This is a genomic window from Sphaerisporangium sp. NPDC051011 (genome assembly GCF_040653595.1).
Taxonomy (GTDB): Bacteria; Actinomycetota; Actinomycetes; order Streptosporangiales; family Streptosporangiaceae; genus Sphaerisporangium.
Map to the genome: position 1 here is coordinate 62,170 of NZ_JBFAGG010000022.1, position 24,544 is coordinate 86,713.

At 71.3% G+C, this 24,544-nt stretch carries 22 protein-coding genes and 1 pseudogene; 17 read left to right on the forward strand and 6 right to left on the reverse strand.

Annotated features, from left to right (window positions below):
• Window positions 1–345 precede the first annotated feature (345 nt).
• The 9 genes from AB0H21_RS36315 to AB0H21_RS36355 all read left to right on the forward strand — a co-directional run bounded on the left by AB0H21_RS36315 (window position 346) and on the right by AB0H21_RS36355 (window position 6,087).
• Window positions 346–1,416: an ABC transporter substrate-binding protein gene (locus AB0H21_RS36315; protein WP_358525936.1), complete on the forward strand. Its 1,071-nt coding sequence runs from the start codon at window positions 346–348 to the stop codon at window positions 1,414–1,416.
• Entirely contained in the window at window positions 1,397–2,473 is a 1,077-nt protein-coding gene (locus tag AB0H21_RS36320) for an iron ABC transporter permease (protein WP_358525938.1), read from the forward strand. Before AB0H21_RS36315 ends, AB0H21_RS36320 begins: the two co-directional genes overlap by 20 nt.
• A complete protein-coding gene (locus AB0H21_RS36325; RefSeq protein ID WP_358526030.1) occupies window positions 2,473–3,279 on the forward strand; it encodes an ABC transporter ATP-binding protein in 807 nt (268 codons plus the stop codon). Before AB0H21_RS36320 ends, AB0H21_RS36325 begins: the two co-directional genes overlap by 1 nt.
• Entirely contained in the window at window positions 3,276–3,425 is a 150-nt protein-coding gene (locus AB0H21_RS36330; protein WP_358525939.1) for a hypothetical protein, read from the forward strand. The genes AB0H21_RS36325 and AB0H21_RS36330 overlap by 4 nt, the downstream gene beginning before the upstream one ends.
• Window positions 3,426–3,497: 72 nt before the next feature.
• Window positions 3,498–4,127: a DJ-1/PfpI family protein gene (locus tag AB0H21_RS36335; protein ID WP_358525940.1), complete on the forward strand. Its 630-nt coding sequence runs from the start codon at window positions 3,498–3,500 to the stop codon at window positions 4,125–4,127.
• 314 nt (window positions 4,128–4,441) lie between these two features.
• The gene (locus AB0H21_RS36340) at window positions 4,442–4,780 is read left to right on the forward strand and encodes a metalloregulator ArsR/SmtB family transcription factor (RefSeq protein WP_358525941.1); all 339 of its coding nucleotides are present in this window, start codon (window positions 4,442–4,444) and stop codon (window positions 4,778–4,780) included.
• Window positions 4,777–5,508: a cation transporter gene (locus tag AB0H21_RS36345; RefSeq protein WP_358525943.1), complete on the forward strand. Its 732-nt coding sequence runs from the start codon at window positions 4,777–4,779 to the stop codon at window positions 5,506–5,508. The genes AB0H21_RS36340 and AB0H21_RS36345 overlap by 4 nt, the downstream gene beginning before the upstream one ends.
• A gap of 107 nt (window positions 5,509–5,615) precedes the next feature.
• Entirely contained in the window at window positions 5,616–5,948 is a 333-nt protein-coding gene (locus tag AB0H21_RS36350; RefSeq protein WP_358525945.1) for a UTRA domain-containing protein, read from the forward strand.
• 4 nt (window positions 5,949–5,952) lie between these two features.
• Window positions 5,953–6,087 (forward strand): hypothetical protein, encoded by a 135-nt coding sequence (locus AB0H21_RS36355; protein ID WP_358525947.1) that lies wholly within the window; start codon window positions 5,953–5,955, stop codon window positions 6,085–6,087.
• Window positions 6,088–7,170: 1,083 nt separating this feature from the next.
• Here AB0H21_RS36355 and rpmF read toward each other — a convergent pair.
• From rpmF to rpmG, 5 genes are read right to left on the reverse strand one after another with little or no spacing between them, the layout of a single operon-like run.
• Entirely contained in the window at window positions 7,171–7,341 is a 171-nt protein-coding gene (gene rpmF / locus AB0H21_RS36360) for a 50S ribosomal protein L32 (protein WP_358525949.1), read from the reverse strand.
• Between the two features lie 2 nt (window positions 7,342–7,343).
• The gene (gene rpsN, locus AB0H21_RS36365) at window positions 7,344–7,643 is read right to left on the reverse strand and encodes a 30S ribosomal protein S14 (protein ID WP_358525950.1); all 300 of its coding nucleotides are present in this window, start codon (window positions 7,641–7,643) and stop codon (window positions 7,344–7,346) included.
• On the reverse strand, window positions 7,643–7,879 hold the full coding sequence (rpmB, locus tag AB0H21_RS36370; protein WP_358525952.1) for a 50S ribosomal protein L28: 237 nt from the start codon (window positions 7,877–7,879) through the stop codon (window positions 7,643–7,645). The genes rpsN and rpmB overlap by 1 nt, the downstream gene beginning before the upstream one ends.
• The gene (locus AB0H21_RS36375; RefSeq protein WP_358525953.1) at window positions 7,879–8,124 is read right to left on the reverse strand and encodes a type B 50S ribosomal protein L31; all 246 of its coding nucleotides are present in this window, start codon (window positions 8,122–8,124) and stop codon (window positions 7,879–7,881) included. The genes rpmB and AB0H21_RS36375 overlap by 1 nt, the downstream gene beginning before the upstream one ends.
• A complete protein-coding gene (rpmG, locus tag AB0H21_RS36380) occupies window positions 8,121–8,285 on the reverse strand; it encodes a 50S ribosomal protein L33 (protein WP_358525955.1) in 165 nt (54 codons plus the stop codon). The genes AB0H21_RS36375 and rpmG overlap by 4 nt, the downstream gene beginning before the upstream one ends.
• 73 nt (window positions 8,286–8,358) lie before the next feature.
• Between rpmG and AB0H21_RS36385 the strand changes: the two genes are divergently transcribed.
• The 6 genes from AB0H21_RS36385 to AB0H21_RS36410 all read left to right on the forward strand — a co-directional run bounded on the left by AB0H21_RS36385 (window position 8,359) and on the right by AB0H21_RS36410 (window position 14,732).
• Window positions 8,359–9,498, forward strand: a complete 1,140-nt coding sequence (locus tag AB0H21_RS36385; RefSeq protein ID WP_358525957.1) for a GTP-binding protein — start codon at window positions 8,359–8,361, stop codon at window positions 9,496–9,498.
• Complete coding sequence (gene rpsR / locus AB0H21_RS36390; protein ID WP_358525958.1) at window positions 9,495–9,719, forward strand: 30S ribosomal protein S18; 225 nt, start codon at window positions 9,495–9,497, stop codon at window positions 9,717–9,719. The genes AB0H21_RS36385 and rpsR overlap by 4 nt, the downstream gene beginning before the upstream one ends.
• An 87-nt stretch (window positions 9,720–9,806) precedes the next feature.
• Entirely contained in the window at window positions 9,807–11,396 is a 1,590-nt protein-coding gene (locus tag AB0H21_RS36395; RefSeq protein ID WP_358525959.1) for an ABC transporter substrate-binding protein, read from the forward strand.
• Complete coding sequence (locus AB0H21_RS36400) at window positions 11,393–12,346, forward strand: ABC transporter permease (protein ID WP_358525960.1); 954 nt, start codon at window positions 11,393–11,395, stop codon at window positions 12,344–12,346. Before AB0H21_RS36395 ends, AB0H21_RS36400 begins: the two co-directional genes overlap by 4 nt.
• Window positions 12,343–13,194 carry an ABC transporter permease subunit gene (locus tag AB0H21_RS36405; RefSeq protein ID WP_358525962.1) on the forward strand — a complete coding sequence of 284 codons (852 nt, stop codon included), beginning with the start codon at window positions 12,343–12,345 and terminating at the stop codon, window positions 13,192–13,194. Before AB0H21_RS36400 ends, AB0H21_RS36405 begins: the two co-directional genes overlap by 4 nt.
• Window positions 13,191–14,732, forward strand: a complete 1,542-nt coding sequence (locus AB0H21_RS36410; protein WP_358525964.1) for an ATP-binding cassette domain-containing protein — start codon at window positions 13,191–13,193, stop codon at window positions 14,730–14,732. The genes AB0H21_RS36405 and AB0H21_RS36410 overlap by 4 nt, the downstream gene beginning before the upstream one ends.
• 54 nt (window positions 14,733–14,786) lie before the next feature.
• Here AB0H21_RS36410 and AB0H21_RS36415 read toward each other — a convergent pair whose 3' ends face one another.
• A complete protein-coding gene (locus AB0H21_RS36415) occupies window positions 14,787–16,445 on the reverse strand; it encodes a (2,3-dihydroxybenzoyl)adenylate synthase (protein WP_358525965.1) in 1,659 nt (552 codons plus the stop codon).
• Between the two features lie 176 nt (window positions 16,446–16,621).
• Here AB0H21_RS36415 and AB0H21_RS36420 point away from each other — a divergent pair, with 176 nt between their 5' ends.
• Together AB0H21_RS36420 and AB0H21_RS36425 are read left to right on the forward strand one after the other, a co-directional pair.
• Window positions 16,622–23,353 (forward strand): amino acid adenylation domain-containing protein, encoded by a 6,732-nt coding sequence (locus AB0H21_RS36420; protein WP_358525968.1) that lies wholly within the window; start codon window positions 16,622–16,624, stop codon window positions 23,351–23,353.
• A pseudogene (locus tag AB0H21_RS36425) lies at window positions 23,350–24,465 on the forward strand (condensation domain-containing protein); the annotation flags it as partial. The gene AB0H21_RS36420 and the pseudogene AB0H21_RS36425, both read left to right, overlap by 4 nt.
• Between the last annotated feature and the right edge of the window lie 79 nt (window positions 24,466–24,544).

Below are 24,544 nucleotides of genomic sequence, written 5' to 3' on the forward strand. Positions count from 1 at the left end.
GGGACATCGCGGTCGCGAATATCGGGTGGCACTCGTCTCGATCGTCGCTTCGGCTTCTGAGATCTGGCGTGTCACCCGCTGGTGCTCACGCGCGCTCGGTCGCCGTGAGCCGCCACGCGTGCTGCTGGTCTGATCGCGCCTGCCCGGCGCTTGCCGCCATGCGTCCGTCTGGGCGTCCTGAGCGGCATTCCATCCCTTCGGGTTGAACGCTGCGCTCGCTCCTTCTCGGTTTTGAAGCGCGCGGCCCGCTCGGCCTCGACCGGGCCGATCTGTAAATATCGGAAGGTAGACATAAGGATGCTCTTGATATCGCACAGGTCCGTGGGACCGAAGCGGTGTGTTGTCGTGCTCACGGCCACGTTGAGCCTGCTGATCACGGGCTGCGGGTCCGACGACTCGTCGGGATCCGATTCAGGCAGCGCGGCGGCCACGGAAAAGCACGCCGCGCCGACCAGGACATCGTATCCGTTGACGATTGAGAACTGCGGCCGGAAGGTGACGTTCGACGGGCCACCCAAGCGTGTACTGATCATGAATGGTGCGTCCGTCGGAGAGGTTCAAACGTACGTCCTTCTCGGTCTCCAGGGTCATATTCTCGCGAATGCGCAACGCGTTACCATTTCCGATGACCCGACGATGGTCGCAGAGGTCGCAAAGCTGCCGACCGGAGGTGCCGAGTGGAACAAGAATTTCGATGTGCCCGCTGAGAAGGTGCTCGAACTCAAGCCTGACCTCGTGGTGTCGACGTGGAGCGGCAGTTTCAACGCGAAGAGCGGATTCGCTACCCGAGAACAGCTGGCGGATGCGGGGATCAACTCGTACGTCAACCCGGTCGACTGCGCGTACGGAGCGATAAACCCGTCAGCTGCGGACCAAGCCGTCTATGACCAACAGTCGATCGAATCGACTTTTGATTTCATCACGCAGACCGGGGTCATCTTCGACGAGCAGCAGAAGGCGGCAGACCTGGTCGCCGGGCTCAAGGATCGGATCTCGTCCGTCAGGGATCGCGTCAAGGACAAGGATCGCAAGAAGGTGCTGTTGGCGTATCCCGGCATGGCGATGATGAGCGCCAACAACGTGCCTGCTGTGTTTTCCGGCGGTGTCTACGACGACATCATCAAGGCGGCAGGCGGCGAGAACGCCTTCCCCAGCGACAAGCCGAATCCGGAGCTGACCTCGAACCTGAGTGCCGAGGCCCTGGCATCCGCTCATGTCGACGTGCTCGTGATCGGACTGTCTGATCCATCAGAAAAGGACAAGGTAGAGCAACTCGCCGACCAACTGTTCAAGAAGTACCCGCAATGGGAGGCATCGAAGACCAAGACCTACACCACCATCTCCGACGGGGCGTTCATCGGGCCGACGAACGCGTACGCTGTGGAGAAGATCGCCGATGAAGCGCACCCTCAGTAGGCAGGACGCGCCGTCGCGCGGTCCACACCTGGTATCGGGCCGCGCGACGGTTGTCCTGTATGCGACGCTCGCCGTAGCGCTCATGGCGGCTATCACCGCCGCGGTATCAATGGGAACAGTCACCGTCCCCGCGCGTGACGTATGGAATGTGATCCTGCGTCACATCATGGGCGACACCGGCGGTCTGGACCCGCTCCAGAACCAGATCGTCTGGGATCTCCGTCTACCGAGAGTCCTCGTGGCTGCGGTTGTCGGTGCCAGCTTGAGCGTCATAGGGGTCGGCCTGCAAGCGCTGGTTCGCAATCCGCTCGCAGATCCCTACATGCTGGGGATAACTCCTGGTGCGTCTCTCGGGGCAGTACTCGTTCTGGCGACCGGCTCCGCGGCGTTTTACGGACTGGGAGTGACCGGCGCCGCCTTCGCCGCGGCGGTGCTCACCATGACTGCGGTGTTCCTGATCGCCCAGCGAAGCGGCCAACTCGCTGACACGCGGTTGATCCTTGCCGGAGTCGCAGTAGGTTATCTCGCAGTCGCAGCCACGAGCTTTGTGCAGCTGCAAACGAACGCGAACCAGCTTGCAGGCATCATGTTCTGGCTCATGGGCAGCCTCGCGGGGGCCGCGTGGTCTGACCTTCGCATACCGACAATTGCCCTCGCGCTGGGCGTCATCTGGCTATTCGCTCAGGGGCGCGCCCTCAACGCGCTCATGATCGGCGATGACGCGGCGGCCGGGCTCGGAATCGACGTGCACCGCCTGCGACGTCGGCTGCTCGTGGTGATGTCGCTGATGACCGCGACCGTCGTCGTGGTCGCCGGCGGGCTCGGATTCGTCGGACTGATGATCCCCCACATCGCTCGCCTCGTCGTGGGCGCCGAACACCGACGCGTATTGCCAACGTCCATGCTCGTAGGGGCGACCTTCCTCGTGCTCGTCGACCTCGCAAGCCGCACGGTCGCTCGTCCCAACGAGTTGCCGGTCGGCATCTTCACCGCTGGTATCGGCGTGCCCGTGTTGCTGTGGTTGCTCCAACGCACCAGGCGATCGGAGGGATCGTGATGCAGCTCGAGTTCGAAGGCGTCAGCATCAACATCGCCACAACCCGAATCGTCTCCGACGTGTCGTTGCGCATCGCGCCAGGTGAGATGGTGGGACTTGTCGGACCCAACGGCAGCGGGAAATCCACGCTCCTGCGCAGCGCGTACCGGGTGCTTCGACCCAGCGGTGGGGCGGCGCTCATCGGCGGCGAGAGCGTGTGGAGCATGTCTGCGCGGGAGGCCGCACGCCGTCGCGCGATCGTCACCCAGCACACCGTGCTCGGTGCCGAGTTCTCCGTCAAAGAGGTTGTCGCCATGGGCCGAACCCCTCGAAAGGGGATGCTCGATCGAGACAGTGACCGGGATCACCAGATAGTCGAACAGGCACTTGACGATGTGCACATGCGCTGGGCGGCTCAGCGATCGTTCAGGACGCTCTCCGGCGGCGAACAACAGCGTGTCCTGCTCGCCCGCGCGCTCGCGCAGGAAGCCGGGTTGCTGATACTCGACGAGCCGACGAACCACCTCGACGTGCGTGCACAGTTCGAGGTCCTCGACATGCTTCGGCACTTGGGCATGACGACGCTCACGGCACTGCACGATCTCGACCATGCGGTCTCCTACTGCGACCGCGTCGCGGTCATGGCGGAGGGCAAGCTCGTGGCGGTGGGGGCCCCGACCGATGTACTGACGCCCGACCTCGTGCATGACGTGTTCGGGGTGCGTGCGGTACTCGACACCCACCCGATCACAGGCCGGCCTCGCATCGCGGTCGCCTCCGCCACCTACGGTCCGATGACTACCGTAGGCGATGACGAGCGCGTATGAGTGATGAGCGAGGTCAGTCCCGCAGGGCCCTGGTCGCGGCACTGCCGGATTTCGACCGGCCGAGCCGACGTTTCCTGTCCATCGCCGGCACGCCGCCCGACCTGGGTGAGTTCCTGGCGGGGCTGCCGGTTCCGGCCCCGGCGTAGCCGGCCGCATGGCCGGAAGTTTTTCGTCCGCTCGAACTATTCCAGCACCAGAGCAACTGAAGGAGTCCCTGTATGCAGGTCGCGATCGTTCTCTATCCCGAGTTCACTTCGCTGGACGTTATCGGACCCTATGAGGTCTTGGGCCGCCTCCCGGACACCGAGGTCGTCTTCACCGCTGAGAATCCGGGCCTTGTCATCAACGACTTGCGTAGTCTGTCGATCAACGTCGTCGCAAGTCTCGCCGACGTGCCGAACCCGGACGTGGTGATCATCGGTGGAGGCCCGGGTCAGGCGGAGCAGATGTCTGACGGGAGCCTGCACGAGTGGTTGCGAACGGTCGATCGGACCTCTGCGTGGACGGCTTCCGTCTGCACGGGGTCCTTGATCCTTGCCGCCGCTGGAGTCCTCAATGGTCGTCGGGCGACGACCCACTGGGGCGCGCTCGAGCAACTCGCCGAGTTCGGTGTGACGCCGACGAACGAGCGGGTCGTCATCGACGGTCACTACGCGACCGCAGCAGGCGTCTCGGCGGGCATCGACATGGCTTTGTCCCTGGCTGGTTTGATTGCGGGCGACGTCGTGGCGCAGACCGTTCAGCTCATCATCGAGTACGCACCAGAGCCGCCTTATAACGCGGGATCCCCGGACACTGCTCCAGCGGAGGTCGTTGAGAAATTGTTCGAGCGGTTCCCACCTCGCTGACTGCAGGGGTCGCCGGCCGGGCCACTTGTGGCGCCCGGAGTTGCCCGGTGAGGCGCCTCAGCGCACCTCGCCGGGAACCGCCAGTTCTAGGTGTGATGTCCGGGGAGGTCGGTCAGCCGGGTGATGGGTGGCTTGTACTACAGCGTCAGCCTCGATCCACCGCGTGGCCACGATCCTGTGCCAGGCACCGGCACGCCGCCGACGACGACGCCACAGCTTGTACGCCGTCTGCGGTAACACTCCTGCACATCCCGCCAGGGATATCTCAACGGTTCACCATTCTCTGAATTCAGGAAGGCCTGTATTTTGAGGGTATGTTGACGCTCGCTTCGGACATCGAGGTGCTCGCGCGGTTCGGCCGCGCGCTGGCCGACCCGATTCGCTGCCGGATCCTGATCGCGCTGCGCCGGGCTCCCGCGCATCCCGCCGAGCTGGCCGAATCGCTGGGCATCTCACGATCCCGCCTGTCCAACCATCTGGCCTGCCTGCGCGACTGCGGTCTGGTGGTCGCCGTGCCGGTCGGCCGCCGCACGAGATACGAGCTGGCAGACGAGCGGCTTGGCCGCGCGCTGGACGACCTGCGCGGCACGGTGCTGGCGGTGGCCGCCGACCGTACCTGCGTCGAAGCGGACCATGAAGGCTGCTGCGGATGAGCGCGATCCCCCTGGTCGGCGCTCAAGGGTCCTCCGCGCAGCGTCGTGGCAGGCTCAGGCGCCGGATTCGGCTGCTTGTGGCCGCCACCATCACCTACAACCTCATTGAGGCCGCCGTCGCCATCACCGCCGGCACCGTCGCCTCCTCGGTGGCGCTGATCGGCTTCGGCCTGGACTCGGTCGTGGAGGTCGCCTCCGCGGCCGCGGTGGCCTGGCAGTTCTCCGCCGCCGACCACGAGCGCCGCGAGAAGACCGCGCTGCGCGTCATCGCCGTGTCGTTCTTCGCGCTGGCCGCCTACGTCACCGTCGACGCTGTGCGTGCTCTTCTCGGCGCGGACGAGGCCGGGCACTCCACGGCGGGCCTGATCCTGGCCGCCCTGTCCCTGGTCGTCATGCCGGTCCTGTCGCAGGCGCAGCGCCGCGCGGGACGCGAGCTCGGCTCGGCCTCGGCCGTGGCCGACGCCAAGCAGACCCTGCTGTGCACCTACCTGTCGGCGGTGCTGCTGGCCGGGCTCGTGCTCAACAGTCTGCTGGGCTGGTCGTGGGCGGACCCGATCGCGGCCCTGGTCATCGCCGCCGTCGCCGTCAAAGAAGGCCGCGAAGCCTGGCGCGGGGACACCTGCTGCGCCCCGCCCACCACCTCGCCGCCCTCGTCCACCCCGCTCGCCGGCTCCGCCGCGTGCTCGGACGGCTGCTGCTCACCCGCCGAAAAGGACCAGCTCCGCTGATCGGCCAGCTTGTAAACCGTAGGTCAGGGTTCGATTCCCCCGCGTCAAAGGCCCCTTGTGATCAACCCACCACAAGGGCCTTTGGCTAACAGACTTGCTAAAAGCGCTTGTTCGTTGACGACCGACCCGTGGAGCTGACCGATTCCTACTACCCGGTGAGCGTGGCGGGCGGCACAGATCTGGCCGCCATGCGCAAGATCCCCGGCGGTGCTCCTGCACTCCTCGCCGAACTCGGCCACCACGCCACGGACGCCCTCGAAGAACTCACCGTACGTCCGGCCACCGACCACGAAGCCGAGGCCCTTGGGCTGGCGCCGGGCTCGCTTGTCATCGTGCTGTTTCGGATCGTGCTCGGCGAGGACGGAGTACCGTTCGAGGTCAGTGTGATGACGATGCGCCCGGAGGGCCGGCGCTTCCGCTACCAAGTGAAGGTTGGCTGACAGAGTGGCGACGAAGACCGACGGTCGTCCAAGGCACCAGCAGATCGCCGCCGAGATACGAACCCTGATCATGGCGGGCGACCTGGCCCCCCGCACCCGGCTGCCGAGCACGCAGCAGCTCATGACACCGACGCCATAACGCCGGCCTGCCTCATCGACTGCCTCAAACCTCCTGCGCTCAGCCGCGGCCTGCAAACCCTCGCCCACGCCTACGGCGCCCCGTACGCCCGCCCCCGAACCGTCGCAGACGTCATCGCCCTCTGGCAGACTCATACTCTCGACCTCATCTGGGGCCTCGGCCCCGTGTCACCGGCGAGATAGCCTCATCTACCTCGGCATCCCACGCTCCGACGCCGGTAGGCCCGCTGAGGACCGAGTACGGGCCGACACAACCACTGCGTTCTTCGGTAGCGTCACGCAATGACCAGCTTCCCTGCCCAGGCCCGTCGGGTCCGCGACGCTGAGCTGCCGCCTCAGGATCGGCTGCTGGCGCTGCGGGAGTGCGTCGTGCACTTCGCGCCGTACGGATTCCGGGCCACGTGGCATCACCTGCTGGTCAATGCACGCATCCCTCGGCGCTTGGAGGACGATTCTGCCTCGCTAGTGCGGGCCGTCGCCGAACTCGACGAGGCCCGCCATCTGTGGATGGAGTGCAGCAACGCCTATGCGGCACGCCGTCGCCGGGAGAAGTCCGTGGGACGACGCGCTCCGCGCCGCACGGAGCGGTGGTACTCGTGGGCAGGGCAACTCGCGTACTGCCCGAATCCCACGGTGCATCCCTCCGAACGCCTTGCCGTCGTGGTGCACCGGGTCATCGACGCATATAGCTCTGACGGGGACTGGTCGGCCATCTGCCCGGTGTGTGGTCACAGCCGATCCATGGTCGAACCTTGCGTTGGTTGTGGCGTCGACCCGCGTGGCCCCACTGCCCAGCTTCCAAACGACATACGTTCTCGTGTGGCATACCAATGGCGCCAAATCTGGCATCGGACCGCGTACCTCGGTCGAGGCTTCGCAGACCGTCCTTGACGTTCCGCGGAACGGAACGTCAAGCGTCAGGTGGACTGGACACCGATGACCGCACCATGTCCAGTCCCACGAGATGCCTGACGTTTCGGGATAGCTGACCAGGCGCTGCCGGGGCTGGGTGTGACGGCGCGCATCGGTCCCCTGGGTGGTGCCGCCACCGCTGTCAGGATCGGAGCAGCGGTGGCGGCGCGTGTCACGCCGGCGGGTCGATCAGACCGTGCTGGTAGGCGCGGACGAGGCGGCGGGGCACCAGCAGTTCTCGCCCGTTCATGGTGATCGGGACGAGGTCGGGGCGCTGTGCCTTCCACTGGGCGCGGCGGTGCCGGGTGTTGCTGCGGGAGGTCTTGCGCTTGGGCACGGCCACGGTTACCAGCTCGCCTTCCTGACGCCGGGCAGTTCGCCGCGGTGCGCCATCTCACGGAATCGGATGCGGGACAGGCCGAACGCGCGCAGGTGGCCGCGAGGACGGCCGTCGACGGAGTCGCGGTTGCGCACCCGGGTGGCGCTGGCATCGCGCGGCTGACGGCTCAGCAGCCGTACGGCCTCGGCCCGCTGCTCCGGGGTGCCGGTACGGATGAGCTCCTTCAGCTCCGCGCGGCGCTCGGCGTGGCGGGCGACGACCGTCTTCCTGCGCTCGTTGGCCGCGATCTTGCTCTTCTTCGCCATCAGACGCGTTCCCCCCTGGCGCGGATGAGGGCCACGGCGCTCTCGATGCCGATCTTGTCGATCGTCTTGATCGCTCGGGCGCTCAGCGTGAGCCGTACGAACCGGTTCTCGGTCGGCAGCCAGTAACGGCGGTGCTGGATGTTGGGGTTCCAGCGCCGCCGGGTGCGGCGGTGGGAGTGGGAGATGTTGTTGCCGAAGACCGGTTTGACGCCGGTGAGCTGGCAGTGGGCGGACATCAGCTTCTCCCGTATCGCTGCTTGAACCGCTCGACCCGGCCGGCGGTGTCCAGGACCCGGTTGCGGCCGGTGTAGAAGGGGTGGCTCGCCGAGGAGACGTCGACGTCGACCACCGGGTAGGTCTTGCCGTCCTCCCACACGATGGTCTTGCTGCTGCTGATCGTGGATCTGGTGAGGAAGGCGAAGTCCGCGCCGGGGTCGCGGAACACGACCGGCTGGTAGTCGGGATGGATGCCCTTCTTCATCGTTCCTCCCGGAACTCGATGTGGCGGCGAATGATCGGGTCGTACTTGCGCAGTGTCATGCGGTCGGGGTCGTTGCGCCGGTTCTTGGTGGTCACGTACGTGTAGCCGGTGCCCGCGGTGGACCGCAGCTTGATCACCGGTCGTAGCTCGTTTCTGGCCATCCCTCTCGTCCTTCTGGTCGACGGTCGTGTAATGATAACGACAACCGTTTTCGTTTTGGCCTTGGGAGGTCACATGCCCACGCCCGTCGTCCTCGTGGCAGGCCTGTACGGCGACGCCCGGACGACCGTGGTCGATCGGCTGCTCAGCGCACACCCGGGAGCCGTCGCGATCCACCACGATCTGACCGCCGTCGCCGCCGGACGGGTCGAGCGGGTCACCCGCGACGCCTCAGGCATCCTGGATCGGACCGAGGTGCGCCTGGCCCACGGCTGCGTCACCTGCACGGTCCGCGAGGACCTCCTCCCCTGGCTGATACGGCACGCGGAAACGGCGTCCCTGCTGATCGCCGACCTGTGGGACTCGGTCGAGCCACGCCCGGTGGCCGAGGCGGTGGGCCACGAGGACGCGGCCGACCTGCTGGCCGTGACCGGCGTGCTGACCGCGCTCGACGCCGCGCTGATGCCGGTGGACATCTGCCGCGGCGAGACCCTGGCCGAGACCGGGCAGCGTGCCGCCGCCGGCGACCAGCGCTACCTCGCCGAGGTGCTGGCCCGCCAGGTGGAGTACGCCACGGGACTCTTCCTCCTCGGCGACGACGAGGAGGACATGGAGCTGTCCGCCGCGGTGCTCGGCCACCTGGCTCCGCACACCCCGGTCTTCTCCACGTCGCTGCCCGAGGTGACCTCCACCGCTGTGTGCGTGCACGAACTCGGAGAACGAGTGGACCCGGCGACCGCCCAGCTTCCCGGGGAGGCGCGGACCGGCGAGATCACCACGGTGGTGTGGCGCCGGCTGCGCCCGCTGCACCCGGGACGACTGTTCGACGCGATCGACGAGCTGGTGACCGGCTCCGTCCGCTCCCGTGGCCGGTTCTGGCTGGCCAACCGGCATGAGCGGATGCTGGCCTGGGACGCCGTGGCCGGCGTCGTCTCGGTCGAGGACGCCGGGCCTTGGCTGGCCGCGCTGCCCGAGGCCGCCTGGGACCTGGCCTCTCCGGCACGCCGCACCGCCGCCGCCCTGGACTGGAACCCCGTCACCGGCGATCGGATCCAGCACCTGGTCTTCACCGGGCCCGACCTCGACCGCGAGGACATCTGCGCCCTGCTCGACTCCTGCCTGCTCACCGAACGAGACGCCCTGCCCGGCTCCGCGGAGTGGGCCGCCTACTCCGACCCGTTCGCCGACCTCATCGACATGAAGGAGATCGCGTGAAGCCCCGCCGTACTCCCCAGAAGAAGAGCAACCCGCTGCTCGGGGTCACCTACATCGACTACAAGGACACCGATCTGCTGCGCAGGTTCATCTCCGATCGGGGCAAGATCCGCAGCCGCCGCGTGACGGGCGTGACCGTTCAGCAGCAGCGGCGGCTCGCCCAGGCCATCAAGAACGCCCGGGAGATGGCCCTGCTCCCGTACTCGTCTCGTCCCCGGTGATCGATCTCCGCCGAGCCTCCGCTCCTTGAGCGTCCCCCCGCCCCGCCCGGACTTTCCCATAGCCGGGCGACTGCCTACAGGAGAACCATGTCTCGCCCTCTCAACCGACGTCTCTTCATGCGCCAGGGGGCCCTGGCCGCCGTGACCATCGCCGCGGGAGGTGGCCTGATCTCCGCCTGCGGCTCCGGCGAACCGGTGGCCGCTCCGTCCGTCGGCGCCTCCTCCGGGACGCGCCGGGCCGGTGGCACGTTGCGCGCGGCCTTCGTCGGCGGCGGCGCGTCCGAGACCCTCGACTTCTTCAACGGGCCGACCCCGCTCGACCTGGTGCGGGCCCGCGCGTGGCACGGCGGTCTCGGAGATCTCGACCCCGGCGCCGCGGACGGCGTGCGCTACGGGGTGCTCCAAGGCATCGACGTGTCGCAGGACCTGGGCACCTACACGCTGCACCTGCGGCCCGGGGTGCGGTTCACCGACGGGTCCACGCTGACGTCCGCCGACGTGCTGTACTCCCTGACGACGCTCGCGTCCGCGAGCAAGCTGCCGGTCTTCCGGATGGCCGCGGCCAACTTCGACCTCGCCAAGGCCAAGGCGGACGGCGACCTGAAGGTGGTGCTGCCGGCCGTCCGCCCGATCGCGGACGGACGCATGATCCTGTGCCAGGGCAACTTCCTCGTGGTCAAGGAGGGGACGAAGCAGTTCTCGATCGGAATGCCGAGCTGCGGGCCCTTCAAGCTCACCGCCTTCACCGCGGGGCAGGGCGCCGCGTTCACGCGGAACGACGACTACTACGGCCCCGCCCCTCGCCTCGACGGGCTGGAACTGCGCTCGATCGCGGACTCCGATGCCCGGGCGGGTGCGCTGACCAGCGGCGAGGTCGATTTCGTGCACGATCTGGCCCCCGTCACCGCGCACACGTTGTCCGGCAACAGCGCGATCGACGTCGTGCCGTCCAAGAGCCCCTACCTGGTGGGCCTGTCCTTCCGCATGAACATGAACGTCAAGCCGTTCGACGACCAGCGGGTTCGCGAGGCGTTCAAGCTCGCCGCCGACCGTGAGGCCATGGTGCGGACGGTGTTCTACGGCAACGCCACCGTGGGCAACGACCTGCCCGCGCTGGGTTTCCCCGACTACGCCGAGGGTCTTGCGCAGCGCGCGCACGACCCGGACCGGGCCCGCGCCCTGCTGAAGGAGGCGGGTGCCGAGGGCATGGAGGTCGTGCTGACCACCGGCCCGGAGACCCCCGGCATGGTGGAGGTGGCGACGCTCTACGTCGAGGACCTCAAGAAGATCGGGGTGAAGGCCACGCTCAAGGAACTGCCGCCCGGGCAGCTCTTCGCCGACTTCGCGTCCTACGCGCGGTTGCCGCTGGCGGGGTCCTACCAGGTACCGGTCCCCGCCCTTTCGACCTACCAGATCACCACGGCCGGGGGCACTCCCGCGGCCTTCGGCTGGAAGCGCCCGGACGTCGACGCGCTCGTGTCCGAGGCCCGCGCGCAGAGCGATCCGGCGGAGGCGAAGAAGACCGGTGGCGAGGCGCAGCAGAAGCTGTGGGAGGGCGGCAACACCGTGGTGCCGGTCTTCAAGCCTTACGTCAACGCCCAGGTGAAGGGGCTGACCGGTATCCAGGACGACCTGTTCGAGCAGTTCCCCGGCTTTTCCCGGGCGGCTCTGCCGTGAGCTGGGCGGTCTTCGTGGGCCGCCGTCTCGCGCTCGCGGCCGCGTCCCTCGCCGTGCTGTCGGGCGTCGTCTTCGCCGCCACGGCGGTGCTGCCGGGGGACGCGGTGAGCGCCGTCGCGGGGGTGAACGCGTCCGCGGAGGACCGGGCCCGCGTGCGGGCGAGCCTCGGCCTGGACGGGCCGGTGGTCGAAAGGTACGCCGCGTGGGCGTCCCACGCGCTGCGCGGTGATCTGGGCACCGGGTTCGTCGGGAACCGGCCGGTCGCCCAGGTGCTGGCCGACCGTCTCCCCAACAGCGTGATCCTCGCCGGTCTGACCCTCGTCGTCGCCGCGCCGGCGGCGGTGCTGCTCGGGCTGTGGTCCGGGCTGCGGGCGGGTGGCGCCGCCGACCGGTTGGTCACCACCTCGGCACAGGTGGCGGCGGGAGTCCCGGAGTTCGTGTCGGCGGCACTGCTGATCACCGTGCTGTCGGTGCGCCTCGGGCTGCTTCCCCGGGTGTCGCTCGTGCCGCTCGGCGGCGGGCCCTTCGACGCCCCGCGGACCCTGGTGCTGCCCGTCCTCACCCTCACCGGGGTCGTGACGGCGACCGCCACCCGCCTGATCCGGGCGTCGGTGGCGGACGTCGTCGCGTCCCCCTACGTGGAGGCGGCCCGGCTCAACGGCGTGCGCGGCCTGCGCCTGGCGCTGCGTCACGTCCTGCCCAACGCCGCCGGCCCCGCCGTCCAGGCGCTCACGCTCGCCGCGGGCGCGCTGGTGGGCGGCGCCGTGGTGGTGGAAACCGTCTTCGACTATCCGGGGATCGGCAGGGAGCTCGAACAGGCCGTCGCCGCCCGGGACATCCCCATGGTGCAGGGCATCGCGATGGCGTCGGCCGCGATGATGCTGCTGATCCTTCTGCTGGGGGACGTCTGCGGGCGGTCGCTCGACCCGATGCGGGGGGAGCGGCGGTGACGGCCACCCTGGAGGCGCGGGTCCGGCCCGGCGGTCCGCGGGCGCGGCCGGGCCGGCGTCCGCCGCTGCTCGCCGCGGCCGGGACGCTCGTGGTCGTCGCGATCGCCTTGGCCGGACCCCTGATCGCGCCGTACGGTCCGGCCGAGCGGCTCGGACTGCCCTTTCAGGGCCCCGGCGGCGGGCACCCGCTGGGCACCGACTTCCTCGGACGTGACGTGCTGAGCCGCGTGCTGTGGGGAGGCCGGACGCTCGTCCTCACGGCGATCGGCGCGACCGTCGTGGCGACGGTCGTGGGAATGACCGCGGGCGTGCTGGCCGGGCTCGCGTCCCGCCGTACCGGCGAGGTCGTGTCGCGGCTCGTGGACGTGCTGACGGTGCTTCCCGCGCTGCTGCTCATCCTCGTGCTCGCCGCCGGCTTCCCCGGCAGCGACCTGGCCGTGGTGGCCGCCGTCGCGCTCGCCACCGCCCCGTTCTCGGTCCGAGTGCTGGGCGCGGCGACCCGCCGGATCGCGACCACCGGTTACGCCGAGGCGGCGCTGGCCCGCGGAGACGGCAAGTGGGCCGTGCTGCTCCATGACGTCCTGCCCAACATCGCCGGACCGGCCCTCGCGGACGCGGCGCTGCGCCTGGTCGCGGCCCTCCACCTCACGGCGACGGCCGGCTTTCTCGGCCTCGGCCGCGGGGCACCGACTGCGAACTGGGGGCGCATGGTCAGCGAGAACCTCTCCGGCGCCTCCCTGTCCGCCGCGCCCTTCCTCGCGCCGACGCTGCTCCTCGTACTGCTGTCGGTGTGCGTCGGCCTGCTCGCCGACCGGTTCGCCGGCATCGCGTCGGGAGGCCGGCGGTGAGCGGGGACGCCGAAGACCTCCTACGCGTGGCGGGACTGACGCTCGGCCCGGTCGGCGGCGGCCGGCCCGTGCTCCGGGAGGCGACGCTCACTCTGGCGCCCGGACGGGTCCTGGGCGTGGTCGGGCGGTCCGGCTCCGGCAAGAGCAGCCTGGCGCTGAGCCTGCTCGGCCGCGTGCGGCCCGGTCTTGAGCGCCGGTCCGGCATGGTGCGGGTGGCGGGGCTCGATCCGTTCGACCCGCGGGCGCCGCGCCTGCTACGCGGCCGGGTGGTGTCGTACATGGGGCAGGACCCGGCCGCCTCGCTCAATCCCGCCCTGCGGATCGGCGCACAGATGGCGGAGGCGGTCCGGGTCCGCTCCCCGGGGACGGCGGACGTCGCCGGGCAGGTCCGCGAGCTCCTGGCGTCGGTGCGGCTGCCGACCGACCGGGCGTTCCTGCGGCGCCGTCCCCATCAGGTCTCCGGCGGGCAGGCGCAGCGGGTGGCCCTCGCCGCCGCCCTCGCCGGCGCGCCGCGGCTCCTGGTGCTGGACGAGCCGACCAGCGGACTGGACGTCCCGCTGGCCCGTCAGATGCGGGAACTCGTGGCCGCCTCGCTGCGGCGCGCCGGCCGCGCGATGGTGCTCGTCAGCCATGATCCCGGCCTGGTGGCGGACCTGGCCGACGAGGTGGTCCGGCTGGAGGACGGACGGATCGTCGCGTCCGGGTCGCCGGCCGAGGTGCTCCCCGCGCGCGTCACGCCGGAGGCGGACCACGCGCGCGCCCCGACCCGGCGGGCGGGCGCCGCTGGAGCCGGCGTGCTCGAGGTGCGCGGCCTGTCCGCGCGGCACGGCCGCACCACGGTCCTCCAGGACGTCTCGCTGACCGTCCCCGGTGGCACGTGCACCGCGCTGGTCGGGCCGTCCGGCTCCGGCAAGACCACGCTGGCCCGCTGCCTGGCCGGGCTGCACCCGATCGCGGGAGGCACGGTCTCGTGGAGGGAGGCGGAGACGCCGCACGCCCGGGGGCGCGGTCGAGCGGTGCAGTACGTGGCTCAGGATTCCGTCGGCGCGCTGAATCCGCGCGAAACCGTGCGGACGGCTCTGCTCCGGCCGCTCAGGGGCCTGCGCGGCATGCCCGCGCGGGACGCCGCCGCCGAGGCGGAGCGGACGCTCGGGCTCGTCGGCCTGGCTCCGGGTTTCCTCGCGCGGCGGCCGGGGGAGCTGTCCGGAGGCGAGCGGCAGCGGGTCAACCTCGCCCGCGCGCTGGCGGGCGCACCCCGCGTGCTGGTCTGCGACGAGATCACCTCCGCGCTGGACCGGGAGATCGGCGACGGCGTCCTCGACCTCCTGACCTCGCTGCGCCGGACGCTGGGCCTGACCGTGCTCCTGGTGACGCACGACCCGGCCGCGGCGGCGCGGTACGCCGACCAGGTCGTCGCGCTCGACGGCGGCCGGATCGCCGAGGCGGGCGTGCCGGGCCTGGTGCGGGCTTCGCCGAGCCCGGCCGATGACCCGTTCCGTGTTCCACTCCTGCGTCCGGCGGCGGACCCGGCGGAATGAACGGGGCCGGGAGGACGCGTGGTGGTCGCCTCCTCCCGGCCCCCTGCGGGTGCCTCACATCGGAGGGACCATCTCGGCCAGGGCCTGCTTGTCGATCTTGCCGACGGGTGTCAGCGGCATGGCCGCGACCTCCACCACCTGGTCGGGGCTCTTGTAGCTCGCCAGGCCCCGCTCCTTGAGGAAGGTGGCGAGCTCACGCGTGCCAGGAAGATCTCCCGTGGAGACCAGGAACGCCACGGACCGCTCACCCCACCGCTCGTCCGGAGCCCCCACCAGGGCCGCGGACGTGATCGCGGGGTGGGCGAGCAGGTGCTCCTCCACTTCGGCCGCCGCGATCTTCTCGCCGCCGCGGTTGATCTGGTCCTTGACCCGGCCGACGACGACGAGATGCCCCGAGGGGAGCACGCGGACGACGTCTCCGGTGCGGTAGAAGCCGTCCGCGGTGAAGGCGACGCGGTTGTGCGCCTCGGCCCGGTAGTAGCCGCGCGGGGTGTACGGGCCGCGGGTGAGCAACTCGCCCGCGACACCGTCCGGCACCGGGGCGCCGCCGGAGTCGACGACGAGGATCTCGTCGTCCGGGGAGATCGGGCGGCCCTGGGTGGTGCAGACGAGGTCCTCGGGGTCGTCCAGCCGGGTGAGGTTGATCAGCCCCTCGGCCATGCCGAAGACCTGCTGGACCGTCACGCCGAGCGCGGGACCGAGGGCGCGGGCGACGTCGTCGGGGAGCCGCGCCCCGCCGACCTGGAGCACCTTCAGGCTGCTCAGGTCCGCGTCGGTGGACGCGGCCTCGTCCATCCAGTGCGGGACCAGGGGCGGGGTGAGCGAGGTGATGGTCACGCGCTCACGCTCGATGAGAGGGAAGGCGGTCTGCGGGCTCGGGTCGGGCGACACCACGACCGTGCCCCCGGCGGTGAGCGTGCCGAGCACGCCCGGGCAGGCCAGGGTGAAGTTGAAGGCGATCGGCAGGACGGCGAGGTAGACCGAGTCGTCGCCGAGACCGCAGATCTCGGCCGCGGCACGGGCGTTGTAGGCGTAGTCGTCGTGTGTGCGCGGGATGAGCTTGGGCAGACCCGTGGTGCCTCCGGAGTGCAGGAGCAGGGCCAGGTCACCCGCGGCCGGCTCGCCCTGGGGCCGATCCCGCGGCACGTCCGCGGAGCCATGGGCGAGACCGTCCGCGGTGCCCTCCAGGAGGTCGCCGAACGCGGTGAACAGCGGATGGTTCCCCGGATCGCCGAGCACGATCGCCCGCCGTAGCGTGCCGCCGCCCGGCTGCCCGGCGAGGACCTCCAGGAGCATCTCCCGGTAGTCGAAGCGGGCGTGCCTGTCGGGGATGACGCAGACCGTCGCGCCGGAGACGTGCAGCAGATGGCCGATCTCGGTGCGGCGGTGTCCCGGCATGGCGTGCACCGGCACGGCGCCGACCCTCTGCAGGGCGAACCAGAGCAGGACGAACTCCGCGCGGTTCGGGAGCTGGACGACCACACGATCACCCGGACGCAGCCCCAGCCGCCGCAATCCCGCCGCGAGCCGGTCCACGTCCGCCTGGAGACGGGAGTAGGTCCAGCAGCGGTCACCGTCGACGAGGGCGGTCCGCAGCGGACGGTCCGCGGCCCATATGTCCAGCAGGTCGGCGAACGTACGGCCGGTCCAGTGGCCGGCGGCGCGGTACCGCTCCGCGGCGTCGCCGGGCCAGCCCGGGTGGGTTGTCGTCATGGTGATCCCTTCTCGAGTTCTGATCCGTTGTGGCGCGTGCTCGGGTTTTGTGTCTAAGATCGGGCGACGAAAATGATAACCATTTTCCTTACTATCGCGCTGGATGTCCGTCCCGGATGGCCGTACCGGCGAGAACCCGCGCAAATCTGAGAGCCCGACCCGAGGGGTGTTCATCCGTGAGTGACGAGCAGTCCGTCATCGAGTACGCGCCGGACCATCCCGAGTCGCCACCACCCACCGGAGCAGTGGACGACGTGCGCGCCGCGGTGGCCGAGGCGCTGAAACTGCCTGCGGAGGAGATCGGTGAGGAGCGCGACCTCTTCGAGATCGGCCTCGACTCCCTCGCCCTGATGGGGCTCGTCGGCGCCTGGCGCCGCGAGGGCAGCGCCGTCACCTTCCAGGACCTGGTCGAGGAACCGACGCTCAGCGCCTGGTCGGCCCTGCTGAGGCGGAGATCGCCGCGGCCCGAATCACCTCGGCCCGAATCACCTGGGCCCGTTCCGGTGCCCGCCGCCGAGCCGGCCTCCGAGGACGACGAGAAGACGCCGTTCCCTCTGGCGACCATGCAGCACGCCTACTGGATCGGCCGGCAGGACGGTCAGCCCCTCGGCGGGGTCGCCGCCCACTTCTACGTCGAACTCGACGGCGCGGGCGTCGACCCCGGACGGCTCGGCGTCGCCCTGCGGGCCCTGACCGAACGCCACGGCATGCTGCGGGCCCGGTTCGACGACGACGGCCGTCAGCACGTCGGCGACGCCACGGGCGGCCTCGTCGTGCACGACCTGCGGGATCAGGAGCCGGACGACGTGGCGCGGACGCTGGAAAGCCTGCGCGAGCGGCAGACCCACGGCCGGCTCGACCTCGCCGCCGGGCAGGTGTTCCAGGTCTCCCTGTGCCTGCTGCCCGGCGGGCGCACCCGGCTCCAGCTCGACCTGGACATGATGGCCGGGGACGCCATGAGCCTGCGCGTCCTGCTCGCGGACCTGCGCCGGCTCTACGAGAACCCCGGCGAGCCGCTGCCCGCCCTGACCCTCGACTACCGGCGATACCTCGCCGAACGCCCCCGGAGGCGGGGCGGCGAACGCGAGCGCGCCGCCCGATGGTGGCGGGACCGGCTTCCCGAGCTTCCGCGGGCGCCCCGGCTGCCGACGACCGTCGACCCGCTGCGGCCGGTGTCGGCCGCCGACTCCGCGCTCACCCACTCGCGGCGGCTGCACCACTGGCTCGACCCCGACGCCAAGGCCGCGCTCTACGCCCGGGCGCGGGAACGGGGCATCACCCCGGCCGCGGTGCTGGCCACCGCGTTCGCCGAGGTCATCGCCGCCTGGAGCGACACCCAGCGCTTCCTGCTCAATCTCCCGCTGTTCGACCGGGAGATGTTCACCCCCGATGTGGCCGGACTCGTCGGCGACTTCAGCGGTTCCGTCCTGCTCGACGCCGACCTGCGTGCCGCGCTGCCCTTCGCCGAGCAGGCCCTGCGGCTCCAGGGCGGCCTGCGCGAGGCGATCTCCCACGGCGCCTACGGCGGCGTCGAGGTGCTGCGCGACCTCGCCCGCGCCGAAGGCGGCCCGGTGCTCGCGCCCGTCGTCTACACCAGCGCCATCGGCCTGGGCGAGATCTTCGCCCCCGACGTGCAGGCGAGCTTCGGACGCCCTGTCTGGATCATCTCCCAGGGGCCTCAGGTCTTCCTCGACGCCCAGGTGACCGAGCTCGACGGCGGCCTCCTGCTCAACTGGGACGTCCGCGACGGCGTTCTCGCCTCCGGCGTGCCGGACGCGGCCTTCGACGCCTACCGCCGCCTGGTCACCGACCTCGTCACCACCGGCGAGGCCTGGCTGCGGCCGTTTGAGCCGATGCCGGCCGATCGCCTGCCGGCGGTCCGCGCCGTCGCCGCGCTGCCGCCGTCTCCGCCGCCGGGCCATGCCGTGCACGTCCCGTTCTTCCGGCTGGCCGACGAGCACCCCACCAGGATCGCCGTCGTGCGGGAGGACGGCTCCACGATGACCTACGGCGAGCTGTCCACCTCGGCGCGCAAGATGGCCGCCCTGCTGCGCCGCCATGGTGTGCGGGACGGCGACATCGTGACGGTCACCCTGCCCAAGGGGGCCGACCAGATCACCGCCGTCCTCGGCGTGCTCGCCGCGGGCGCCGCCTACGCGCCCATCGGCGTCGAGCAGCCGGCCGTCCGCCGCGTCCGCATCCACGAGGTGGCCGGCGCGTCCGTCATCATCACCGACGACGCTCACGCGCACCTGTCGGCGGACGTGCCCGGGCTCACCGTCGTCCGGCTCGCCGACGCGGAGGCCGAGGCTCCCGCGAGCGTCGCGCGCCCGGGGCCGGACAGCCCCGCCTACCTGCTGTTCACCTCGGGGTCGACCGGCACCCCCAAGGGGGTGGAGGTCCCGCACCGCGCCATCGTCAACACGGTCGAGGCGATGGGCGCCCAGTTCGATCTCGGCCCCGGCGACGGCACGCTCGCGATCTCGGCCCTCGACTTCGACCTGGCGGCCTACGACATCTTCGCGCCGCTGTCGGCCGGCGGGCGGGTGGTCGCAGTCGGCCAGGAGTACCGGCGCGACGCCCATCAGTGGGCCCATCTCGTCCGCGAGCATGGCGTCACCATCGTCCAGTGCGTGCCGGCACTCCTGGACCTGCTCCTCGCGGCCGCCACCGGCCCCGGGCTCGGTGACACGCCGCGCCTGGTCCTGCTCGGCGGCGACTGGGTCGGGCTCGACCAGCCGGCCCGGCTGCGGGCGCTCGTCCCCGGCTGCCGGTTCGTGGCGCTCGGGGGCGTGACCGAGGCCGCCGTCCACTCCACGGTCTTCGAGGTGACGCGGGTCGACCCCTCGTGGCGGTCCATCCCGTACGGCGTGCCGTTGCGCGACACGCTGGCCCGTGTCGTGGACGGACGCGGCCGGGACTGCCCCGACCACGTGCCGGGGGAGCTGTGGTTCGGTGGTCGCGGCGTCGCCACCGGGTACCGGGGCGATCCGGAGCGCACCGCGGACCGGTTCGTCGAGCACGACGGCGAACGCTGGTACCGCACCGGCGACCTGGCCCGATACCGGCCCGACGGCGTTCTGGAGTTCCTCGGCCGCGCGGACCACCAGGTGAAGATCGGCGGGCACCGCATCGAGCTCGGCGAGGTCGAGGCGGCGCTCGAGGATCATCCCGGTGTGCTGCACGCCGTGGCCGCCGTCGTGGAGACGCCCGCCCGCCGTCTCGCCGTCGCGGTGTCGCCGGCGGGCGGCGAGCTGGACCCGGAGGCGTTGCGCGACCGGGCGGCGCAGCGGCTGCCCGCCCACATGCTGCCCGATCGCGTCCTGGTGCTGGACATGATGCCGCTCACCGGCAACGGCAAGCTCGATCGCGCGGCCGTCCAGCGGGCCCTGGACGCCGCCGCCAGGGATCGCCCCGTGCGGTCGGAGGAACCGGCCGGACCGGTGGAGGCCGCGGTCGCGCAGGTGTGGCGCGAGCTCCTGGACGTCCCCCACGTGGGGCGCGGCGACGGCTTCTTCGCCCTCGGCGGCGACTCGCTGGTCGCCACCCGCGTGATCGGCCGCCTGCGCGTCGCCGGCCTCGCGGGCGCTCGCGTGGCCACGCTGTTCGCCAACCCGGTCCTGCGCGAGTTCTGCGCGCACCTTCGGGACGGGAGCGAGCCCGGCGACGCCGCGCGGGCGGTCATCACGCCGGATCGCCGTCACGCCCACGACCCGTTCCCGCTCACCGACGTGCAGGCCGCCTATCACACCGGACGCGACCCCGGGTTCGCCCTCGGCGGCGTGGGGACCTGGCACTACAGCGAGTTCGACGGTACGGACGTCGACGTGGAACGGCTCGGCCGGGCCTGGCGCGCCCTCGTCACCCGCCACGACATGCTGCGCGCCGTCATCGAGGACGGCACGCAGACCGTGCTGGAGACCGTGCCCCCGTTCGTGATCGAGTGCGAGGAGGCGGACGCGTCCGGAGCCGCCCGCGCCCTGGCGACGCTGCGCGAACGGATGTCCCATCAGGTGCGCGACCCGGCGCGGTGGCCGCTGTTCGACATCGCCGCCGTACGCTACCCCGGGCCCGCGGGTGAGGCCCGCACCCGCGTCGCCGTCGGTCTCGACTACCTCGTGCTGGACGCGCTGTCCATCACGAACCTCTACGCCGAGCTCAACACGCTCTACGCCGATCCCCAGGCCGAGCTGCCCCCCATCGACCTGTCGTTCCGCGACTACCTCACCCAGCTCCCGCTCGACCCGGCGTCCGTGGAGCGGGCCCGGTCCCACTGGGAGAAACGACTGGAGGAGTTGCCGCCCGCTCCCGCGCTGCCGTTCAGCCGGGATCCGGCGCTGCTGGGACCGCCCCGGTTCACCCGCAGGCGACTGCGCCTCGACGCGGCGCGCTGGGGACGCGTCAGAGATCAGGCGGCGCGCCATGGCCTGACCCCGTCCACCGTCCTGCTCGCGGCGTACGGGGAGGTCCTCACGACCTGGAGCGGCGCCGAGTCGGTCACCGTCACCCTCACGCTGTTCAACCGCCGTGACGTGCACCCGCACGTCCATCGCGTGCTCGGCGACTTCACGTCCCTGTCGCTGGCCGCCTACCACCGGGACGAGGGCGGCTGGCCGGCGGCGGCCTCCGCCCTGCAGCGGCGGCAGGCCGAGGACCTGGACCACCAGGACGTGCCGATCGCGTGGCTGCTGCGGGAGTTCGCCCGCCGCGCCGGCACCGTGGACGCCGCCGCGCCTGTGGTGTTCACCAGCGCGCTCGGCGTCGGTGACGCGGCACTCGCCGACCCCGCCAAGGGGTTCCCGCGGAAGGTATGGGGAATTTCCCAGTCGCCCCAGGTCTGCCTGGACAACCAGGTCACCGAGGAGTCCGGCGAGCTGGTCGTCACGTGGGACGCCGTCGAGGAGCTGTTCGGCGAGGGCGTGCTGGACGCCATGTTCGCCGCCCACACGCGGCTGCTCCACCACCTGGCCGACGGTGACTGGGCGGCGGCGCTTCCCGACCTGCTTCCGGCGGCCCAGCGGGAACGGCGCGCCGCGGCGGCTCTGGAAGAGCAGGGCATGCCCATCCCGCCGCGGCTGCTTCACGAGGGCTTCTTCGCGCACGCGGCCTCGACGCCGACGCGGGTCGCCCTGGTCACCGCAGACGGCGCCACCACGTCGTACGGCGCGCTGGCGGACGGGGCGCTGCGCGTCGCCGCCGCCCTCCGCTCGCACGGCGTCCGCGAGGGCGACCTCGTCGCCGTCACGCTCCCCAAGGGGCCCGACCAGGTCATGGCGGTGCTGGGCGTCCTCGCGGCCGGAGCGGCCTACGTGCCGATCGGCCTCGACCAGCCCGCGGAGCGGCGCGACAGGATGCGGGCCGCCGCGGGGATCCGCCTCACCATCGGGCCGGCCTCGCTCGGGGAGGCCGCGCCGCGGCCCGCCGGGCACCGGGTGCTGGCCCTCGGCGAGGCGCTGGAGCATTCCCCGCTGGACGGCCCCGCGCGCCCGCCCGTCCACACGCTCGCCTACGTGATCTTCACGTCCGGCTCGACCGGGGAGCCGAAGGGAGTGCGGATCACGCACGCCGCGGCCTGGAACACCGTCTTCGACATCAACGCGCGCCACGGCGTCGGCCCCGCCGACCGGGTGTTCGCGTTGTCCGCGCTGGACTTCGACCTGTCGGTCTACGACGTCTTCGGCCTGCTGTCGGCGGGCGGCTCCCTGCTGATCCCCGGCGACGACCTGCGGCGCGAACCCGCGAAATGGCCCGAGCTCGTGCGCCGGCACGGCGTGACGGTGTGGAACACCGTGCCGGCGCTCCTCGACCTCCTCCTGGAGGCCGAGGAACACGCCCCCACCGGGGCCCTGCGCGGCCTGCGGGCCGCGCTGATCTCCGGCGACTGGATCGGCCTCGACCTGCCGGGCAGGCTGCGCGAGCGCGCACCCGAGTGCCGTTTCGTCGCCATGGGAGGCGCGACCGAGGCGTCCATCTGGTCCAACACCTTCACCGTGGACGAGGTGGACCCGAGCTGGGCGTCCATCCCCTACGGGCGCCCGCTGACGGGTCAGCGTTACTGGGTCGTCGACGGCGGCGGCCGCGACTGCCCTGACTGGACGGCAGGAGAACTCTGGATCGGCGGTGCGGGACTCGCCGACGGATACCAGGGCGACCCGCCGCGAACGGCGGAGAAGTTCGTCATGCGGGACGGGGAGCGCTGGTATCGCACGGGAGACCTCGGCCGATACCGCCCGGACGGGCTGATCGAGTTCCTCGGCCGGATGGACACCCAGCTCAAGATCGCCGGGCATCGGATCGAGGCCGGCGAGGTCGAGGCGGTCGCCGAAGCCCACCCGCACGTCACGCGCGCCGCCGTGGTGGCCGTGGGGGAGCGCACCGCCCGGCGGATGGTCGCCTTCGCCGTCGTCCGCGACGACGTGGACGGTGCTGTGGTCGGTGCTGTGAATGGTGCTGCGGACGGGCCCGGCTCAGGTGTCCTCGCCGACCGCCTGCACGCCTGGTTCGGCGAGCGCCTGCCCGCCTACGCCGTCCCCTCCCAGGTGCTGACGCTGCCCGCGCTGCCGCTGACGGCCAACGGCAAGGTCGACCGCACCGCCCTGACCGCCCTGGCCCTGCGGGAGGCGCGGTCCACCGCGGCCGAAGCCCCCCGGGGCGAGGTCGAAACCGCTCTGGCCGAGCTGTGGGAGACCCGGCTGCCCGGCACGGCCCGGGACCGGAACGCCAACTTCTTCACCATCGGCGGGGACAGCCTGTCCGCGATCCGCCTGCTCACCGCCGTGGAACGGCGGTTCGGGGCCGGCGTCCCGATACGCAGGTTCCTCGCGGCACCGACCATCGCCGCCCTGGGCGCCGAGATCACCAGAACCGTGGCCGCCGACGCGGCCGAGATCGAAAGCGGGGAGCTGTGACCATCACCGAGCTGCTGGCCCGGTACGCACGTGACGGTGTCGACCTGTGGGCGCAGGACGGCCACCTGCGGTTCCGCGCGCCGAAGGGCTACCTGACCGAGGAACGGCGGGCGGAGCTGCGCGCGCACAAGGACGCGATCCTTCGCCACCTGGCCGAGACGGAGGAGGCCGCCACGCTCCGCCACGACGAGGCCGCACGTCACGACGCCTTTCCCCTGACCAGCGTCCAGGCCGCCTACCTGATCGGCCGGGCCGACGCCTACGCCTACGGGGGCGTCGCCTGCCACGCCTACGTCGAGCTGGACTACCCCGACCTCGGCGAGGAGCGCGTCGCCGCGGTCTGGCGGAGCCTCATCGCACGACACGACATGCTGCGCGCGGTCGTGCACGCCGACGGCTACCAGCGGGTCCTGCCCGAGGTACCCGGCCTGGCCGTCACCGTCACGCGCGCGGCCGGCGCGCCGGAGGCCGAGGCGGCCCGCCGGGAGACCCGCGCCAGGATGTCGACGCGCCGGAGCCCGGCCGACCGGTGGCCGCTCTTCGACGCGCACATCACGCGCGGACCAGGTGGGGCCGTCCTGCACCTGTCGTTCGACATGCTCGCCGTCGACCACGCGAGCGTGCGGATCCTCCTGGCCGAGTTCCACGCCCTGTACGAGGGGAGCGCGGCCGAGCCGGCGCCGCTCGCGGTGACCTTCCGCGACGTGGTGCTCGCCCGGCGGGCCCTGGCCGACACCCCCGCCTGCGCCCGCGACCGCGAGTACTGGACCGGGCGGCTGGAGTCTCTCCCGCCCGCTCCGGAACTGCCGCTCGCCGAGCCCTGGGCCGCCGGCGAGCGGCCCGCCGCCGGCCCCGTCGCGTTCCACCGCCTGGAGCGGTCGCTGCCTCCGGCCGCCCGGGAACGCCTGATCCGGCGCGCCTCCGAGCACGGCCTGACCCTGCCGACGGTGCTCCTCACCGCGTACGCCGAGGTCGTCGGCCGCTGGTCGCGCGGCGCCAGGTTCACCCTCAACGTGCCGACGGTCGACCGCCCGCCCCTGCACGAGGACATCGACCGGATCGTCGGCGACTTCACCACGCTCGAACTGCTCGAAGTGGACCTGACCGAGCCCGTCGGCTTCACCGAGCGGGTGCGGGCCGTGAGCGCCCGTCTGCTCGAAGACCTGGAGCACACCCTGGTTCACCGGGTCC

Excerpts from the sequence above, each read along its gene's own strand:
- rpsN (WP_358525950.1), bottom strand. The coding sequence starts at position 7,643 with ATGGCGAAGAAGAGCAAGATCGCGGCCAACGAGCGCAGGAAGACGGTC.
- AB0H21_RS36330 (WP_358525939.1), top strand. The coding sequence starts at position 3,276 with ATGAGTGATGAGCGAGGTCAGTCCCGCAGGGCCCTGGTCGCGGCACTG.
- AB0H21_RS36335 (WP_358525940.1), top strand. The coding sequence starts at position 3,498 with ATGCAGGTCGCGATCGTTCTCTATCCCGAGTTCACTTCGCTGGACGTT.
- AB0H21_RS36325 (WP_358526030.1), top strand. The coding sequence starts at position 2,473 with ATGCAGCTCGAGTTCGAAGGCGTCAGCATCAACATCGCCACAACCCGA.
- AB0H21_RS36415 (WP_358525965.1), bottom strand. The coding sequence starts at position 16,445 with ATGACGACAACCCACCCGGGCTGGCCCGGCGACGCCGCGGAGCGGTAC.
- AB0H21_RS36345 (WP_358525943.1), top strand. The coding sequence starts at position 4,777 with ATGAGCGCGATCCCCCTGGTCGGCGCTCAAGGGTCCTCCGCGCAGCGT.
- AB0H21_RS36395 (WP_358525959.1), top strand. The coding sequence starts at position 9,807 with ATGTCTCGCCCTCTCAACCGACGTCTCTTCATGCGCCAGGGGGCCCTG.
- AB0H21_RS36385 (WP_358525957.1), top strand. The coding sequence starts at position 8,359 with ATGCCCACGCCCGTCGTCCTCGTGGCAGGCCTGTACGGCGACGCCCGG.
- AB0H21_RS36375 (WP_358525953.1), bottom strand. The coding sequence starts at position 8,124 with ATGAAGAAGGGCATCCATCCCGACTACCAGCCGGTCGTGTTCCGCGAC.
- AB0H21_RS36340 (WP_358525941.1), top strand. The coding sequence starts at position 4,442 with ATGTTGACGCTCGCTTCGGACATCGAGGTGCTCGCGCGGTTCGGCCGC.
- rpmB (WP_358525952.1), bottom strand. The coding sequence starts at position 7,879 with ATGTCCGCCCACTGCCAGCTCACCGGCGTCAAACCGGTCTTCGGCAAC.
- rpmG (WP_358525955.1), bottom strand. The coding sequence starts at position 8,285 with ATGGCCAGAAACGAGCTACGACCGGTGATCAAGCTGCGGTCCACCGCG.
- AB0H21_RS36320 (WP_358525938.1), top strand. The coding sequence starts at position 1,397 with ATGAAGCGCACCCTCAGTAGGCAGGACGCGCCGTCGCGCGGTCCACAC.